Raw genomic sequence first — 15,253 nt, 5'->3', positions numbered from 1 at the left:
TGGTGTCAGCCAGTGAAGTCTTTAGCAAGCCGTGTTGCTGTTGTGATAAACCGCGCATTGCGCGCCGCGCCGCCGTCTTCGCCCATCCGCGTGATGTTCCATCCGACATATGTTGCGGCCCGCAGTGCCATAAACAAATCAAGGTGGCCAAGGTCGATAGGGCGGGTGGATGTATACCCTTTGATCAAAGCCTGTTTTAAGTCCGCATAGTCATGGGCATCGATGTGTTTGAGCAGCGCAGTCGCAAGCTCAAAACACCTATACCCGTATCCGCCATCGTCAAAATCGATGAACTGCAAATCGGGACCATCCGCCATAACATTCGCCGCAACAAGATCGGCATGGATCAGGCCATAATCCGGATCTTTGGCATGGTCGGCAAGCGCTGCTTGGGCCGTTTGCCGAAACGCCATAAGCACGCGGCGGTCAGCGCTTGAAAGCGCGGGATTGTCCCAAAACCGATCCCAAAGTGGCGTCTCGCCAAGAAGCCCTTCAGCATCCCACGCACAGCGCGTGAAGTCCTTCGGGGGCTGCCATTCATCGCAGATTTGGTGAAACCGCGCCATAGCTATTCCAAGCGTCTGAAAGTAAGCGGTGCGGGATTTTGTGTCTGACCTGCTTAATACAACATCAAGGGTTTCACCGGAAAGCCATGTCAAAACGTCAACTTGAACGCCGTCGATCACATGCATTACGTCACCAGTTTTCGACGGGATAGGGAAGGGGACACTGATACCAGAATCACCCGCGCCTTTCATCCAGGCGAGTTCTGATGCCAGTTCTGCGTTTGTGCGATACCCGTGTCTGTGCAAGCGCAGCGCAAATGTACTGGTGGGCGTTGTGACCTTGTAGACTGCGTTCTCGCGGGCCGCGACAAGGGCGTATGTGGCATCTGCCAGCCCCCAAAGGTGCACCGCTTTGTCGATGGTTGCATTCACCTTGTGACCTCGCTGAGCACGTCATCAAGCGTGTCAAACAGCAGGTCCGCGTTTTCGATCGAAAAGGGCATTGGCGGGCGGATTTTAAGCGCGTTTTTGTGGCGGCCCAGTTTTGAATGGATAATGCCACGCGCCCGCATCGCGTTGATGATGCGGTCCGTCAGGTCGCTGGCGGGGGCTTTGGTGGCATGATCTGTAACCAGTTCAGCCCCAAAAATAAGGCCCGAGCCGCGGATATCGCCAATAACGTTATGTTTTGCCGCCAGCGCGGTCATGCGGATGCGCGCGTGATCGCCGACGGTCTTGGCATTGGCCTGCAAGCTTTCGGTTTCGATTTCCTCAAGCACTGCCATGGCCGCAGCACAGGACACAGGGTTGCCCCCGAAGGTGTTAAAGTACCGGTAGCCCTTGCGAAACGCAGCCACGATGTCGCGGGGCGCCACAACCCCGCCCACAGGGTGGCCATTGGCCATGGGCTTGCCCAGCACCATGATGTCAGGCACGACGCCCATTTTCTCGTGTGCCCAAAGGTGGGTGCCTGTGCGCCCAAAGCCGGATTGGACTTCGTCGCAAATCAGCAGGCCACCGGCTTTGTGCACAACCTCGGCCACGGGTTTCAGCCAACCGTCGGGATTGTCAGGGAAGCCTTCGTTCAGGAAATAGGGGCAAACGACAAGGGCGGCAAAACCGGTGCCGTCCTCAATCAACCCCTCGATCTGATCCGCGACCTGTGCGGCAAAGATCGTGCCGTCCGGGTCAGGTCTGCGGTAGCTGTCGGGTGCGTCAACGAACCGGAAATATTGCCCAAGACCAAAGCCCACTGCGGGAATGTTGGACTTGGACAACTGGCTGACCAACGACGTATTGCCGTGATAGGTGGCGTCTGTGGCGATGATCCCGCGCTTGCCGGTGACGGCCTCGGCCATACGCAAGGCGATGTCGTTGGCCTCTGATCCGGTGCAGGTTAGGATTGCGGTATCCAGCGACGCATCCATCGTGCCTGTCAGCTTTTCGATGTAATCCAGAATGCCATCATGCAGATAGCGCGTGTGCGTGTTTAACGTCGCAACCTGACGGCAGATTGCGTCCACGACACGCGGGTTGCAGTGGCCCACATGCGGGACATTGTTATAGCAATCCAGATACTTGCGCCCCTCTGCGTCCCACAGCCAAACGCCTTCACCACGGACAAAATGCACCGGATCGTCATAAAACGTCGAGACATTTGGCCCCATCAACCGGGCGCGGTCTGCGATCAGTTCTTTGGTTGTCCGGCTCATGGTGCACAAAGGTCCAAGTACGCGTCTGACATGCCTTAACCTTTTGTCGCCGCAGCAAAACCCGCCTCGATGGCGGTCAGAATAATGGTCGCATCGTCTTGCGTCATCACAAGGGGCGGTGACAGGATCAGGTTTGGACCAGATATACGCACCATTGCACCGTTTTCATATGTGACGTCCTGAACGATCTGTGCGGTGGCGGCATCAATCGGCTTTTTGGTGGTGCGATCCGACACCATTTCCAACGCGGTCATCAAGCCGTGGCCGCCCCGTACATCACCGATGATGTCGTATTTCGCCATCAACGCCTGCGCCCCTTCAAAAAGCTGGGCGCCACGTGCGGCGGCGTTTTCAATCACGTTCAGGCGTTTGGTTTCTTTCAGGCACGCAAGGGCTGCCGCAGCCCCAACAGGGTGGCCGGAATACGTATATCCGTGGCCGATTTTTGCATCGGGATTGTTTTCAAACACCTCTGCAACGCGGTGCCCCAGCATCAACGCACCAAACGGGAAGTAACCGTTTGTGATTGCCTTTGCGGTACACATCATATCGGGCTGGATGCCCCAAAGCCGCGCACCGGACCATGCCCCAGTGCGTCCGTAAGCCGTGATGACTTCGTCTGTGATCAGCAAAATACCGTGGCGGTTACAGATGTCTTGCACCATTGGCGCAAATGATTTGTGAGGGGGGATAACGCCACCTGCACCAAGGATTGGTTCCATGATCATAGCCGCAATTGTGCCGGCCCCTTGAAAGGCGATTTCGTCTTCAAGCGCCTGCACACACAGCTGTGCCAGCTTTTCAGGGTCCGTCTCGTTGAATGGGTTGCGGTAGGTGTAGGGGGCAGGGATGTGGTAGCAGCCCGGCAATAGCGGTTCATAAGCCGTGCGAAAGTTTGCGTTGCCGTTTACCGACGCGCCGCCGATGTGGGTGCCATGATAGCCTTTTTTAAGGCTCAGGAATTTGGTGCGGCCCGCTTCGCCGCGCAGTTTGTGGTACTGGCGCGCAAGACGCAGGGCGGATTCAACTGAATCCGATCCGCCGGATGTATAGAAGGCACGGGCCATGCCGTCGGGCTCAAAAAACTCGGACAGCTCATACGAAAGCTCAATCGCGACGTCATTGGATGTGCCGCGAAACGTGGAATAATAGGGCAATTTATCAAGCTGCGCCGCCATCGCATCTTTGACCGGTTGGCACGAATACCCAAGGTTCACGTTCCATAGGCCACCGACACCGTCGACAACGGAATGTCCGTCGATGTCAGTGATCGTTACACCCGTCGATCCCGTGATGATTTTTGGCGGGTTGTCGATGCTGTCTTTGGGGGACGTCATCGGGTGCCACATCAGGCGGCCGTTGTTTTCTTTAAGAAAGTTTGAGTCTTTCATGATCCGGTTTCCAATTCATGGCGAGCGGTGAGTGATGTGGCCCAAAGACCTTCGATATCGTCCGGGATGGTGCCACCCCAGTTGCGGCTGATGTCGCGGCTGGCGATCATCAGGTGTTCTTTGATGGTACGTTCCAAGGCAGGCGTGAACCGCGTGGCAACGCTTGCAACGGACACGGCACCTGCAAACTGGCCTGTCTGGTCAAACAGGGGGGCTGACAGCCCCTCAAGCTCGGCCTCATAGGTACGCATTGCGCGTCCAAATCCCGTCTGGCGGATCGCTTGAACCGTCTTTTTCAAAGCATCCGGTTCGGTGTCGGTGCTTTTGGTGAACGGGGTAAGGTTGGACACTGCGGCATTCATCAAGGCGTCAGGGCCGAAAGCCAATGCACACAGGCCCGACGCGGTTGCGTGGAGCGGAAAAACATCAATGTCGATGATCGCGCGGGTGCCATGCCGTTGCGACTCGCAGGCGGCTAAACCGTACATCTTTGTGCCAGACAAAACCGTAACATGCGCCGTCTCGCCCGTTTTTTCAGTCAGGTCAAACAAGGGGCCTTCGGTGCTGGCTTTGCGGGGCACCGTGGCTTCGCGGGTCTGCGCAAGTTTCAGAACGGCCGGACCAAGACGGTACTGTTTGGTTGAAGGGTTCTGTTCAATAAATCCCGCAACTTCAAGCGCCTGGAGGTGGCGATAGGTTGTTGCCTTGTCACGTTTTGCAATGCGGCACAGATGTGACAGGCCAATTTCGGGTTGGCTGGCAGAAAAGTGACTTAGAAGATCGAGTGCTTTGATCACGGACGACATTTGAAACGGCCCCATTGCGGCTTTTGCAAAAAAAGTTTGACACAGGTTAATTAACAAGGCAACCTTTTTTACAGAACAGCGGTTCAATATGTGAACCAATAATAGGGAGAAAGAAATGTCCAAGTTTACGAAGTCGATGACAGCCATGTCGCTTGCGCTGGCAACCCTCGCAGGACCCGCTTTGGCGGAGTACCCGGAGAAGCCAGTTGAATTTATCGTGCCGTGGCCTCCGGGTGATCTGGAAGACGTGCTGACACGCATGATCGCAGAAGATTTTTCCGAAGCATACGGTGTGCCAACTGCCGTTGTGAACAAACCGGGCGGGGGCGGTGGCCCATTTCCGGGTGCGATTGACGTCGCAAACGCACCTGCTGACGGCTACACCATCGGATCGTTCATCATTGCGATCCCGGTTGTTGGTCCGTTTATCGGCATTCCAGAGCTGAACCCGGACCCCTTTGTGCCGCTTGGCAATTTCCTGACATATCCGTTTGTCATCGCGGCCGGTGCCGATACGCCTTACGACGACATGAAAGGTCTTGCCGCCCACGCACAAGACAACGACGTGGTGCTTGGACACTTTGGCGCACCGCTGGTCCCAACGCAGGTGACATTCGGTTTGGCCAAAGAATTGGGCTTTAGCTATGCAGCCGATGCCGCTTTTGATGCACTGGATTGCAATACACTGGCCTCGGGTGATGTGGATGTTATCAACACAACGCTGCAACTGATTTTGCCATGTCTTGATACGGTCAAGGTTCTGGCCTCCATTGGGTCCGAGCGTATTCCGCTCACGCCAAACGCGCCAACTGTGTCCGAATTGGCACCTGATTTGGATGTGGCATTGTGGAATGGCTTGTTCGTGCGCACCGACACACCGCAAGATGTCCAAGACAAGATCATTGCTGTCGCTGAAAAGACAATGATGTCCGAGCGCGCACAAAAGCTGGCTGCAGAAACCGGTGCGTCTGTTTACTGGCAGCCTGCTGGTGAAGTGGTCGAGCAGATCAAAAAAGATATGGAAACAATGGCCGGCATCGAAGCAAAACTTGCTGAGTAAGCCTGCCTTGGTCGGGCGGCATTTTTGCGGCCCGACCATTTCTATTTATGACTGTCTAACTTTCTGACTGTCCAAATTATTGATCGGGGGGCTGGCCATGTCGCGCGTCAAAACGCTTCAATCTTTGTTCAAACGCTATCGCCGCCCCGGAGACATCGTGTTTGCTTGGGTGTTTTTGATTGGCGCTGTGTTTCTTTTGTCAGAGATTTTTGATCAAACCGCCTATAAATCGCGCGGAAAGCTGGCAGCACAGCCACGGTTCTGGCCTGCCGTGTCACTTGGCGCGATGACGCTTTTTGCGGCGTTTCATCTGCTTGGATCGGCTTTGTCGGAACGCATCGACGGGCGGTGGCGCGAGGTCCTGCATTGGGTCAAATCTATCGAATATGCGGGTTGGTTTATTGTCTATGCGGCGGTGGTGCCTTACGCGGGTTACCTGCCCACAACGATCATTTTTGCAGTTCTGCTGGCCCTGCGATCAGGATACCGCAGCGCCAAAATGCTTGGTGCAGCCGCCGTGTCGTCGTTTGTGGTTGTCGTTTTGTTCAAGACCCTGCTGAAGGTCAATTTGCCTGCAGGTCGAATTTATGAGGTGCTGCCGGATGGTGTGCGCCAAATCATGCTGACATACTTTTGATCGGACCTTAAGCGATGGAAAATATCTTTCTTGGCCTTGAAATGCTAACCCGCTGGGATGTGATCCTTGCGTTGTTTGTCGGGTCAATCGGTGGCGTCATAATCGGCGCGATCCCCGGTGTCGGCCCTGCGGTCGCTATTGCGATCTTGCTGCCTGCGACGTTCTCGCTTGATCCGATTGTGGGTCTGACGATGCTTTTGGGAATTTACGGATCGTCCATGTATGGCGGCGCAATACCTGCGATCCTGATCAACACGCCGGGCACTGCGGTGAATGCGCTGACGTCCTACGACGGCTATCCCATGACGAAAAACAACGAAGGTCACCGTGCGCTGTCACTGGCCTATTCCGCCTCCTTTTGGGGGGGGATTTTTGGTATTGGCTGCCTGATCTTGCTGTCGCCTGTGCTTGCGCTTATTGCGCCTATGTTCGGAAGCCGCGAGATTTTTCTGGCGGCTCTTTTGGGCATCATTCTTGTGATTTTGGCCCACCGCGGTCAAATTTTTGCAGCCGGGATGCTGGCCATGCTTGGCATCTTTTTGCAAACCATCGGGCTGGACGCCGTGACCTACACGCAGCGCTACACGTTTGGGTATTCGTTTCTAAGTTCAGGGGTGAACCTGATTGTTGTGGTGCTTGGCCTTTTTGCATTGAGCCAAGCGTTTTTCTTGCTGGGTGATCCTGACAGCAGCCCCGACGCCAAACCGGTGAAGGGGCGCATGTCTGTCGGTATTCGCGAGTTGCTAAAACACAAACGTGTGGCAACGGTGGCGTCCGGTTTTGGTGTGATCCTTGGAATGATCCCCGGCACAGGCGAATTCACCGCCCAATTCATGAGCTACACCTACGCCCAGAAAACATCCAAGGATCCGGACAAATTTGGCAAAGGATCGCCTGAAGGGCTGATCGCATCCGAGGCCGCGAACAACGCTGTGCCTGCTGCGGCCATGATCCCTTTGCTGGCGCTTGGCATTCCCGGTGAAGCGTTGACCGCGATGATGTTGTCGGTGTTTTACGTGCACAATGTGATCCCCGGACCACAGCTTTTTCAGAACAACATCGATCTGGTTTACGGCCTTTATTTCGCGCTGATTGCTTTGAATGTCATTGTGATGGTGTTTTTGCTGTTCTCGACGAATTTGCTGACAAAAATCATCCGCGTGCCGACACGGTTTCTGGGTGTGATGATCCTGATCCTGTCGTTTGTCGGGGTTTATTCTTTGCGAAATTCTTTGACAGATTGCATGATCGCCGCCGTCTTCGGTGTCTTCGGTTTGATCTTAAAACGCCTGAACCTGCCGATTGTGCCAATCATCTTGGGCATGGTTTTGGGCGGCATCATGGAGGTCAAACTGCGCTCTGCCATGCCGCGGCTTAAGTCACCGCTCGATATGATCGACCGGCCCATCACCTTTGTATTGTTTGTGATTATCTTGTTGGTTCTGGCATTGCATGTGCGGACCTTGATCAAGGAATACCGCGCCCAACAGCCGCAAGAAGATCACGATTTTCACGACAGCCAGCAACGGTAGGACCAATGGACCAGCAAAAAATTGACGCCCTTCGTGCGCAACCCGTTCCCGCATTTTCCCATTTGATTGAGGGCGCACATGTTCCTGCGTCTGACGGCGGAATGATGGACATTCTGTCACCGATTGACGGGCGGCTTTTGACGACCACAGCCAAAGGCACAGCCGCAGATATGAACGCGGCGATTGCCTCGGCCCGCGCCGCGTTTGAGGACCGTCGTTGGGCCGGGCAACCGCCCGCTGCCCGCAAAAAGGTGCTAATGAAATGGGCCGACCTGATCGAGGCCAACGCACTTGAACTTGCCGTACTTGGCGTGCGCGACAATGGCACCGAAATCAGCATGGCGCTTAAGGCCGAACCGGGATCAGCGGCCGGCACGATCCGCTACTACGCAGAAGCGCTGGACAAGATTTATGGCGAAATTGCCCCTACGGGGGCGGATGTGCTGGGCATGATCCACAAGGAACCGGTGGGTGTTGTGGGGGCGATCATTCCTTGGAACTTCCCGATGATGATCGGGGCCTGGAAACTTGGACCTGCATTGGCGATGGGCAATTCAGTCGTGCTGAAACCGTCCGAAACAGCGTCGCTGTCATTGATGAAAATGTGTAATCTGGCGCTTGAGGCCGGGTTGCCGCCTGGCGTTCTGAACGCCGTGACAGGTGAAGGCGCCGTCGTGGGCGAGGTTATGGGCCTGTCGATGGACATAGATGTGCTGGTTTTCACGGGATCCGGCGGCACGGGACGGCGGCTGATGGACTACGCGGCACGGTCCAACATGAAACGGGTTTATCTGGAACTGGGCGGCAAATCCCCCAACATTATTTTTGCCGATGCCCCCAATCTGGACGAGGCCGCAAAGGTCGCTGCGGGTGGCATTTTCCGCAACGCCGGACAGGTGTGTGTGGCGGGATCAAGGTTGCTGGTCGAAGCGTCAATCCATGATGATTTCGTCGCGGCCGTTGTCAAAGCAACCGAGGCCATGCGCGTCGGAGACCCGTTGAAAGTCGACACACATATCGGTGCGGTCAATTCCGAAGTACAATTGAATGCGAACCTTGGATTTGTTGACACCGCCAAAGCCGAAGGTGGGCAGGTGATCACCGGTGGCGACCGGATTATGCAGGACACAGGCGGCTATTACATGGCGCCCACGATTGTCACTGGCGTGACGCGCGATGCAACATTGACCCAAAAAGAGGTGTTTGGCCCCGTCTTGGGCGTGACCCCATTTCACACCGACGATGAGGCAGTGCAATTGGCAAATGCAACCGTGTATGGTTTGGCGGGGGCGGCTTGGACATCAAACCTAAGCCGCGCACACCGTATGATACGCGACGTGCGCACGGGGGTGATGCACATCAACACATATGGCGGCGCCGACGGTACTGTGCCTTTGGGCGGTGTCGGTCAATCCGGAAACGGATCGGACAAGTCCCTGCATGCCATTGAAAAATATACCAATCTTAAAACAGCCTGGATCAAACTATGACTGACAAAACCATTCTCGTTATCGGGACCTATGACACCAAGGACGACGAATTGGGGTTTCTGGCGGGTGTCATTCGCGATCAGGGCGGCCACGTTGTGACGATGGATGTGTCGGTGCTGGGCGATCCGTCAAAGCCTTGCGATTATTCCAAACACGATGTCGCACGAGAGGGCGGAAGCACCATCAAAGCCGCCATCGCGTCAGGCAACGAAAACACGGCAATGCAGATCATGGCATCGGGGGCGTCGCTGTTGGCCGCAAGGCTTTATCAGGAACGTAAATTCGACGGAATGATCGTGTTGGGCGGTACAATGGGCACTGATCTTGCGTTGGATGTGGCTGCCGCCTTGCCGCTTGGTGTGCCTAAATACATCGTGTCCACGGTTTCGTTTTCCCCGCTTATCCCCGCAGAACGGCTTGCGGCGGATACTCAAATGATCCTTTGGGCAGGCGGGTTGTACGGTTTGAACTCGGTTTGCAAAGCGTCGCTAAGCCAGGCCGCGGGCGCTGTCCTTGGTGCGGCGCGCGCGGTGCAGATGCCTGATCCTGACAAACCCCTGATCGGGATGATGTCGCTTGGGACGTCGGCATTAAAATACGTGATCCCATTGAAGCCCGCATTGGAAGACCGCGGCTTTGAGGTCGCTGTGTTTCATGCAACTGGCATGGGGGGGCGGGCGTTTGAAAGCCTTGCAGGGCAGGGGGCTTTTGCCTGTGTCCTTGACCTTTGCACCCAAGAATTAGGCAATCATATCCATGGTTCAAACATTTCCGCAGGGGCGGATCGTTTGACCAACGCAGGGGCGAATGGCACGCCGCAGATCGTGGCGCCGGGGTGCTATGACCTTGTGGACGTTGTGGGATGGCAACCGTTGGACGCCAGATGGGACGCCCATATGAATCACGAACACAACCGCCTTTTGACATCGATCGTGCTGGAGGCAGAGGAACGCAAAGAGGTTGCGCGCGCACATTCCACCCAATTGGCCACCGCCAAAGGACCTGTCGCAATGATCTTGCCCGAAGACGGTTTGGGCGAATGGGACCGCGCAGGCGCTGATTTGCACAACGCAAGCGGTCTTGCGGATTTTCTGACTGAAATTGAAGCGACTTTGCCTGCCAATGTTACGGCCCATAGGATTGCGTGCCACATCAATGACGCGGGGTTTGCCGACAAAGTGCTTGAGATATTTGATGGGTGGTGCGCAGACGGCACCGTTGCGGTTTAGGGATCTGCGCCGGGATCAAGACGCGCCAGAAGATCCAGCAATCTTTCATAGTCGTCGTCACCTAGGGCCGTTTTGAACCCCGCTACGATCTGTGCGGCTTGGGGGCTGTGGTCGTCGATAATCTTTTGCCCGTTGGCGGTGATCTCGATGAATTGGCGCCTGCGGTCTTTGTCGTCGCGCGTTTGTGTCACAAGATCTTTGTCGCGCAGTGTCGCGGCAATGCGCGTCAGGCTTGGAAACAGCAGGCTGGATCGGTCTGCCAAAGTTTTGGCGTCCATCCGGCCGAATTCGACCAGCACGCGCAAGACGCGCCACTGTTGTTCGGTGATGCCCGTTTCCGACAACATGTCACGGATCGGGGACATCACGCCTTCACGGGCGCGGATCAGCGCAATGGGTAAGGATCGGGACGTGGAGGGGAGCTGCTTGGTCATGGTGCCTCAAATCTTCGATCTCCTTCAAATGCAGGCCAAAGAAGATGTTGACAATGCATCATAGCATTAATTAACTTGGCAACAATTAACATGTTAAGGAAATGAAATGCCTCACTTCCATATCGAATACTCAGCCAACCTTGAGGATGTCGTGGATATGGCCGCTTTGTGCGAAGTCATCCGATCCGAGGCCGCTTTGATCGACACGTTCCCCATGGCGGGCGTTCGGGTGCGGGCCACGCGCGTCGATCACTTTGCAATGGCGAATGGCGATCCAAAACACGGGTTTATCGACTTGTCCGTGCGCTTGCGCGAAGGGCGTGTTGATGATGTAAAACGTGACGCAATCACGCGCATCTTTGCCGCGCTCAAAGATTTCATGGCCCCTGCTATGGCCACCCGTTCCATCGCGCTTTCTGCCGAGATGCGCGACATCAATGCCGATCTGTCGCCTAAATTTGGCAACATTCGCGACCACCTGGAGGATCAATCATGACTGTACTCGATGATAACATTGCAAAGTTGGACGGCTTTCTGGGCCGGTTCCGCAAAACCGGCATCCTGAACCGGATCGCGGGGCAAGATGTGGCAGGCGATGGTGGTGTTTTCCAAAATTCGTCACCCGTGGACAAATCCTTGATCTGTGACGTGGCACATGGCACGGCTGTGGACATCGACGCGGCGGCCAATGCAGCACATAATGCCTTTGCTGCATGGCGCGATATGCCTGCATTGCAGCGCAAGAAAATCCTGATCAAAATCGCTGAAGGCATCGAGGCACGCGCCGAAGAAATCGCGCTGTGCGAATGCTGGGACACCGGCCAGACCTATAAATTCATGTCCAAAGCGGCCCTGCGCGGTGCAGAGAACTTCCGCTATTTTGCAGATCAAGTCGTGCAGGCCCGCGACGGACAGCAATTGCAGTCCCCGACGCTTATGAACGTCACAACGCGTAAACCCATCGGGCCGGTTGGGGTTATCACGCCGTGGAACACGCCCTTTATGTTGTCCACATGGAAGATTGCGCCAGCGTTGGCGGCAGGCTGCACAGTGGTGCACAAACCGGCCGAAGCATCGCCACTGACGGCGCGTCTTTTGGTTGAGATCGCCGAGGAGGCAGGCCTGCCCCCCGGAGTATTGAACACCGTCAACGGGTTTGGTGAAGGGGCCGGCAAAGCGCTGTGTGAACACCCCAAGATCAAAGCGATTGCCTTTGTGGGCGAAAGCCGCACAGGGTCGCTGATCACCAAGCAAGGGGCAGATACGCTGAAACGCAACCACCTTGAGCTTGGCGGCAAAAACCCTGTCATCGTGTTTGAAGATGCCGATCTGGATCGCGCCTTGGATGCTGTGATTTTCATGATCTATTCGATCAATGGCGAACGCTGCACATCATCGTCACGCTTGCTGATCCAAGACACGATCCGCGAAGATTTTGAGGCCAAACTGGTGGCGCGGGTCAACAACATCAAAGTTGGCCATCCGCTGGATCCGGCGACTGAAATCGGACCGCTTGTGACCGAAGAACACTTTAACAAAGTCACCAGCTATTTTGACATTGCCAAAGATGACGGTGCAACAGTGGCCGCAGGTGGTGTGACGGTTGGGGACGAGGGGTATTTCATCCGCCCCACGCTATTCACCAACGCCACCAACCAAATGCGCATCGCACAAGAAGAAATCTTTGGCCCTGTGCTGACATCCATTCCGTTCTCCACCGAAGAAGACGCCCTTGAGATGGCCAACGACATCGATTACGGCCTCACAGGCTATGTCTGGACCAACGATCTGACCCGTGCACTGCGCTTCACCGAAGCCCTTGAGGCCGGCATGATCTGGGTCAACTCCGAGAACGTCCGTCACTTGCCCACCCCTTTTGGTGGCGTCAAAGCAAGCGGCATAGGGCGCGATGGCGGCGATTGGTCGTTTGAATTCTACATGGAGCAAAAGCACATCGGCTTTGCCACAGGACACCATAAAATCACCAAGTTAGGAGCGCTGTAATGCCCGTACCCGCACCAAATCTGTATCCCGATTTTAACACCATCCGCCTAAGCCATGTGTGTCTGAACGTGAAAGACCTGGCTGCGTCGCGCACGTTCTACACAGAGATCGTGGGCCTTCAGGTGACAGATGAATCCGACAGCCACATTTATCTGCGCGCCATGGAAGAACGCGGCCACCACTGCATCATTTTGCAAAAGTCCGATCAACCGGGCACAGTCGAGGTCATGGGTTTCAAAACCTTCGATGAAGCCGATCTGGACAAGGCCGAAGCCTATTTCAAAGGCAAAGGCCGCCCGACGTCCTGGGTGGATCGCCCGTACCAAGGCAAGACGCTGCTGACCTCTGACAACATGGGCATTCCGCTGGAATTTTATCACAAGATGGACCGCCTTGCGCCAATCCATCAAAAATATGCGCTGTACCGTGGTGTGAAGCCGCTGCGGATCGACCACTTTAACTGCTTTAGCCATGACGTTGATGCGTCCGTGGAATTTTACAGCGATTTTGGGTTCCGTGTGACGGAATATACCGAAGATGACGACAGCAAGAAGCTTTGGGCCGCGTGGATGCACCGCAAAGGGGGCGTGCATGACATGGCGTTCACCAATGGCACAGGCCCACGGATGCACCACGTTGCGTTCTGGGTGCCAACGCCGTTGAACATCATTGATTTGCTGGATTTGATGGCCACAACCGGCTATGTCGACAACATCGAACGCGGCCCCGGTCGCCACGGCATTTCCAATGCGTTCTTCCTTTATATCCTTGACCCCGACGGGCACCGGATCGAGATTTACTGCTCTGACTACCAGACCGTTGATCCGGATCTGGAGCCGATCAAATGGGACCTGCAAGACCCGCAACGCCAGACACTTTGGGGGGCGGCGGCACCGGAAAGCTGGTTCAAACACGGCACGACGTTTGTTGGCGTCGATACCAAAGATTCTGAAATCCAAGCCAGCCCGATTATTGCGCCATGACGGGTCTGAACCTTAAAAACCCCGACCTCTTTCGCCAAGCGGCCTTTGTCGGGGGCACATGGATTGCCGGAAGCGACGCAGATATCGCAGTAACGAACCCCGCGACGGGTGTTGTGTTGGGATATGTTCCAAACCTTGGCGCCGCCGAAACCCAACAGGCGATTGATGCGGCTGAGGTCGCCCAAAAGGCGTGGGCAGCACGCACGGCCAAAGATCGCAGCAATGTGCTGCGGCGCTGGTTTGATCTGATGATGGCCCATCAAGATGATCTTGGGCGCATCCTGACGTTCGAGCAGGGCAAGCCATTGGCCGAAGCGACAGGCGAGATCGGCTATGGCGCGTCCTTTATCGAATGGTTTTCCGAGGAAGCACGCCGTGCGTATGGCGACATCACCCCAACCAATGCCCCCGACAAACGCATCTTGTGTGTCAAGCAACCCATCGGGGTCACGGCCGCAATCACGCCTTGGAATTTCCCGAACGCGATGATTGCCCGAAAAGCGGCGCCTGCCTTTGCTGCGGGCTGTGCGATGGTTCTGAAACCGTCCGAATTAACGCCATTTTCGGCCATGGCAATGGCGGTATTGGCTGAAGAGGCTGGTCTGCCCAGCGGTCTGTTTTCGGTCATTACCGGGGATGCGGCGACCATTGGCGGCGTGCTGACAAGCAGTCCGGTTGTACGCAAGTTGACCTTTACCGGATCAACAGGTGTGGGCGCGAAACTTTATGCGCAATCTGCACCCACGATCAAGAAACTGGGGCTTGAGCTGGGCGGCAACGCGCCCTTCATCGTGTTTGACGATGCCGATCTGGATGCCGCCGTTGACGGGGTGATCTTGTCGAAGTTCCGCAACAATGGTCAAACTTGCGTCTGTGCGAACCGCATTTACGTGCAGGCGGGGGTTTATGATGCATTTGCCAAAAAACTGGCAGCCAAGGTCAAGGATTTGCCTGTTGGCAATGGTGCGGATGACGGTGTGGTGTTTGGACCGCTTATCAATGACGCAGCTGTCGCGAAAGTCAGTAGCCATATTGCTGATGCCACAGGCAAAGGCGCGGTTGTGACCCTTGGGGGCAAGCCCCACGCATTGGGCGGCACGTTTTATGAACCGACCATCCTGACAGGTGTGACATCCGACATGGCAGTGGCCACTGAGGAAACCTTCGGTCCGGTGGCGCCTTTGTTTAAGTTCGACACAGAGGCCGAAGTCATAGCTGCTGCAAACGACACCGAATTCGGCCTTGCGTCCTATTTCTATAGCCGTGACATCGCGCGTGTGTGGCGGGTGTCCGAGGCGCTTGAATACGGGATGGTGGGTGTTAACACAGGCCATGTGTCGACAACGGAGGCACCGTTTGGCGGGGTCAAATCATCAGGTCTGGGACGTGAAGGTGCACGGCAGGGTCTCGATGATTTTATGGAAATCAAATACATCTGTATGGGTGGCATTGAAGCGGCGGAGTAAACC

Annotated in this window: 14 protein-coding genes; 9 read left to right on the top strand and 5 right to left on the bottom strand. The window is 55.7% G+C overall.

Features of this window, described 5'->3' with window-relative positions; translation table 11 throughout:
• Nucleotides 1–5: 5 nt before the first annotated feature.
• Genes ABJL60_RS06600 through ABJL60_RS06585 form a run of 4 tightly spaced genes read right to left on the bottom strand, consistent with a single transcriptional unit; the run spans nucleotide 6 to nucleotide 4,415 of the window.
• A complete protein-coding gene (locus ABJL60_RS06600; RefSeq protein WP_348373608.1) occupies nucleotides 6–938 on the bottom strand; it encodes a phosphotransferase in 933 nt (310 codons plus the stop codon).
• The gene (locus tag ABJL60_RS06595; RefSeq protein ID WP_348373607.1) at nucleotides 935–2,218 is read right to left on the bottom strand and encodes an aminotransferase class III-fold pyridoxal phosphate-dependent enzyme; all 1,284 of its coding nucleotides are present in this window, start codon (nucleotides 2,216–2,218) and stop codon (nucleotides 935–937) included. The genes ABJL60_RS06600 and ABJL60_RS06595 overlap by 4 nt, the downstream gene beginning before the upstream one ends.
• 35 nt (nucleotides 2,219–2,253) lie before the next feature.
• A complete protein-coding gene (locus tag ABJL60_RS06590) occupies nucleotides 2,254–3,609 on the bottom strand; it encodes an aspartate aminotransferase family protein (protein WP_348373606.1) in 1,356 nt (451 codons plus the stop codon).
• Nucleotides 3,606–4,415 carry an IclR family transcriptional regulator gene (locus ABJL60_RS06585; RefSeq protein ID WP_348373605.1) on the bottom strand — a complete coding sequence of 270 codons (810 nt, stop codon included), beginning with the start codon at nucleotides 4,413–4,415 and terminating at the stop codon, nucleotides 3,606–3,608. Before ABJL60_RS06585 ends, ABJL60_RS06590 begins: the two co-directional genes overlap by 4 nt.
• Nucleotides 4,416–4,530: 115 nt before the next feature.
• Between ABJL60_RS06585 and ABJL60_RS06580 the strand changes: the two genes are divergently transcribed.
• The 5 genes from ABJL60_RS06580 to ABJL60_RS06560 all read left to right on the top strand — a co-directional run bounded on the left by ABJL60_RS06580 (nucleotide 4,531) and on the right by ABJL60_RS06560 (nucleotide 10,363).
• Nucleotides 4,531–5,475: a tripartite tricarboxylate transporter substrate-binding protein gene (locus tag ABJL60_RS06580; RefSeq protein ID WP_348373604.1), complete on the top strand. Its 945-nt coding sequence runs from the start codon at nucleotides 4,531–4,533 to the stop codon at nucleotides 5,473–5,475.
• Between the two features lie 97 nt (nucleotides 5,476–5,572).
• The gene (locus ABJL60_RS06575; RefSeq protein WP_348373603.1) at nucleotides 5,573–6,112 is read left to right on the top strand and encodes a tripartite tricarboxylate transporter TctB family protein; all 540 of its coding nucleotides are present in this window, start codon (nucleotides 5,573–5,575) and stop codon (nucleotides 6,110–6,112) included.
• Between the two features lie 14 nt (nucleotides 6,113–6,126).
• Entirely contained in the window at nucleotides 6,127–7,644 is a 1,518-nt protein-coding gene (locus tag ABJL60_RS06570) for a tripartite tricarboxylate transporter permease (protein WP_348286373.1), read from the top strand.
• A 5-nt stretch (nucleotides 7,645–7,649) separates the two neighbouring features.
• Nucleotides 7,650–9,134, top strand: a complete 1,485-nt coding sequence (locus tag ABJL60_RS06565) for an aldehyde dehydrogenase family protein (RefSeq protein ID WP_348373602.1) — start codon at nucleotides 7,650–7,652, stop codon at nucleotides 9,132–9,134.
• Nucleotides 9,131–10,363, top strand: a complete 1,233-nt coding sequence (locus ABJL60_RS06560; protein ID WP_348373601.1) for a Tm-1-like ATP-binding domain-containing protein — start codon at nucleotides 9,131–9,133, stop codon at nucleotides 10,361–10,363. The genes ABJL60_RS06565 and ABJL60_RS06560 overlap by 4 nt, the downstream gene beginning before the upstream one ends.
• On the opposite strand, the gene hpaR is transcribed toward ABJL60_RS06560, so the two are convergent.
• Nucleotides 10,360–10,797, bottom strand: a complete 438-nt coding sequence (gene hpaR / locus ABJL60_RS06555; protein ID WP_348373600.1) for a homoprotocatechuate degradation operon regulator HpaR — start codon at nucleotides 10,795–10,797, stop codon at nucleotides 10,360–10,362. The two genes, ABJL60_RS06560 and hpaR, sit on opposite strands and share 4 nt — an antisense overlap.
• Nucleotides 10,798–10,903: 106 nt before the next feature.
• Between hpaR and ABJL60_RS06550 the strand changes: the two genes are divergently transcribed.
• From ABJL60_RS06550 to ABJL60_RS06535, 4 genes are read left to right on the top strand one after another with little or no spacing between them, the layout of a single operon-like run.
• A complete protein-coding gene (locus tag ABJL60_RS06550; protein WP_348373599.1) occupies nucleotides 10,904–11,293 on the top strand; it encodes a 5-carboxymethyl-2-hydroxymuconate isomerase in 390 nt (129 codons plus the stop codon).
• Complete coding sequence (gene hpaE, locus ABJL60_RS06545; protein ID WP_348373598.1) at nucleotides 11,290–12,801, top strand: 5-carboxymethyl-2-hydroxymuconate semialdehyde dehydrogenase; 1,512 nt, start codon at nucleotides 11,290–11,292, stop codon at nucleotides 12,799–12,801. Before ABJL60_RS06550 ends, hpaE begins: the two co-directional genes overlap by 4 nt.
• Nucleotides 12,801–13,784, top strand: a complete 984-nt coding sequence (hpaD, locus tag ABJL60_RS06540; protein ID WP_348285560.1) for a 3,4-dihydroxyphenylacetate 2,3-dioxygenase — start codon at nucleotides 12,801–12,803, stop codon at nucleotides 13,782–13,784. Before hpaE ends, hpaD begins: the two co-directional genes overlap by 1 nt.
• The gene (locus ABJL60_RS06535) at nucleotides 13,781–15,250 is read left to right on the top strand and encodes an NAD-dependent succinate-semialdehyde dehydrogenase (protein ID WP_348373597.1); all 1,470 of its coding nucleotides are present in this window, start codon (nucleotides 13,781–13,783) and stop codon (nucleotides 15,248–15,250) included. Before hpaD ends, ABJL60_RS06535 begins: the two co-directional genes overlap by 4 nt.
• Nucleotides 15,251–15,253: the final 3 nt, after the last annotated feature.

The organism is Ascidiaceihabitans sp., assembly GCF_039986515.1.
GTDB lineage: Bacteria > Pseudomonadota > Alphaproteobacteria > Rhodobacterales > Rhodobacteraceae > Ascidiaceihabitans.
This window is presented reverse-complemented; position numbering and strand designations above follow the sequence as displayed.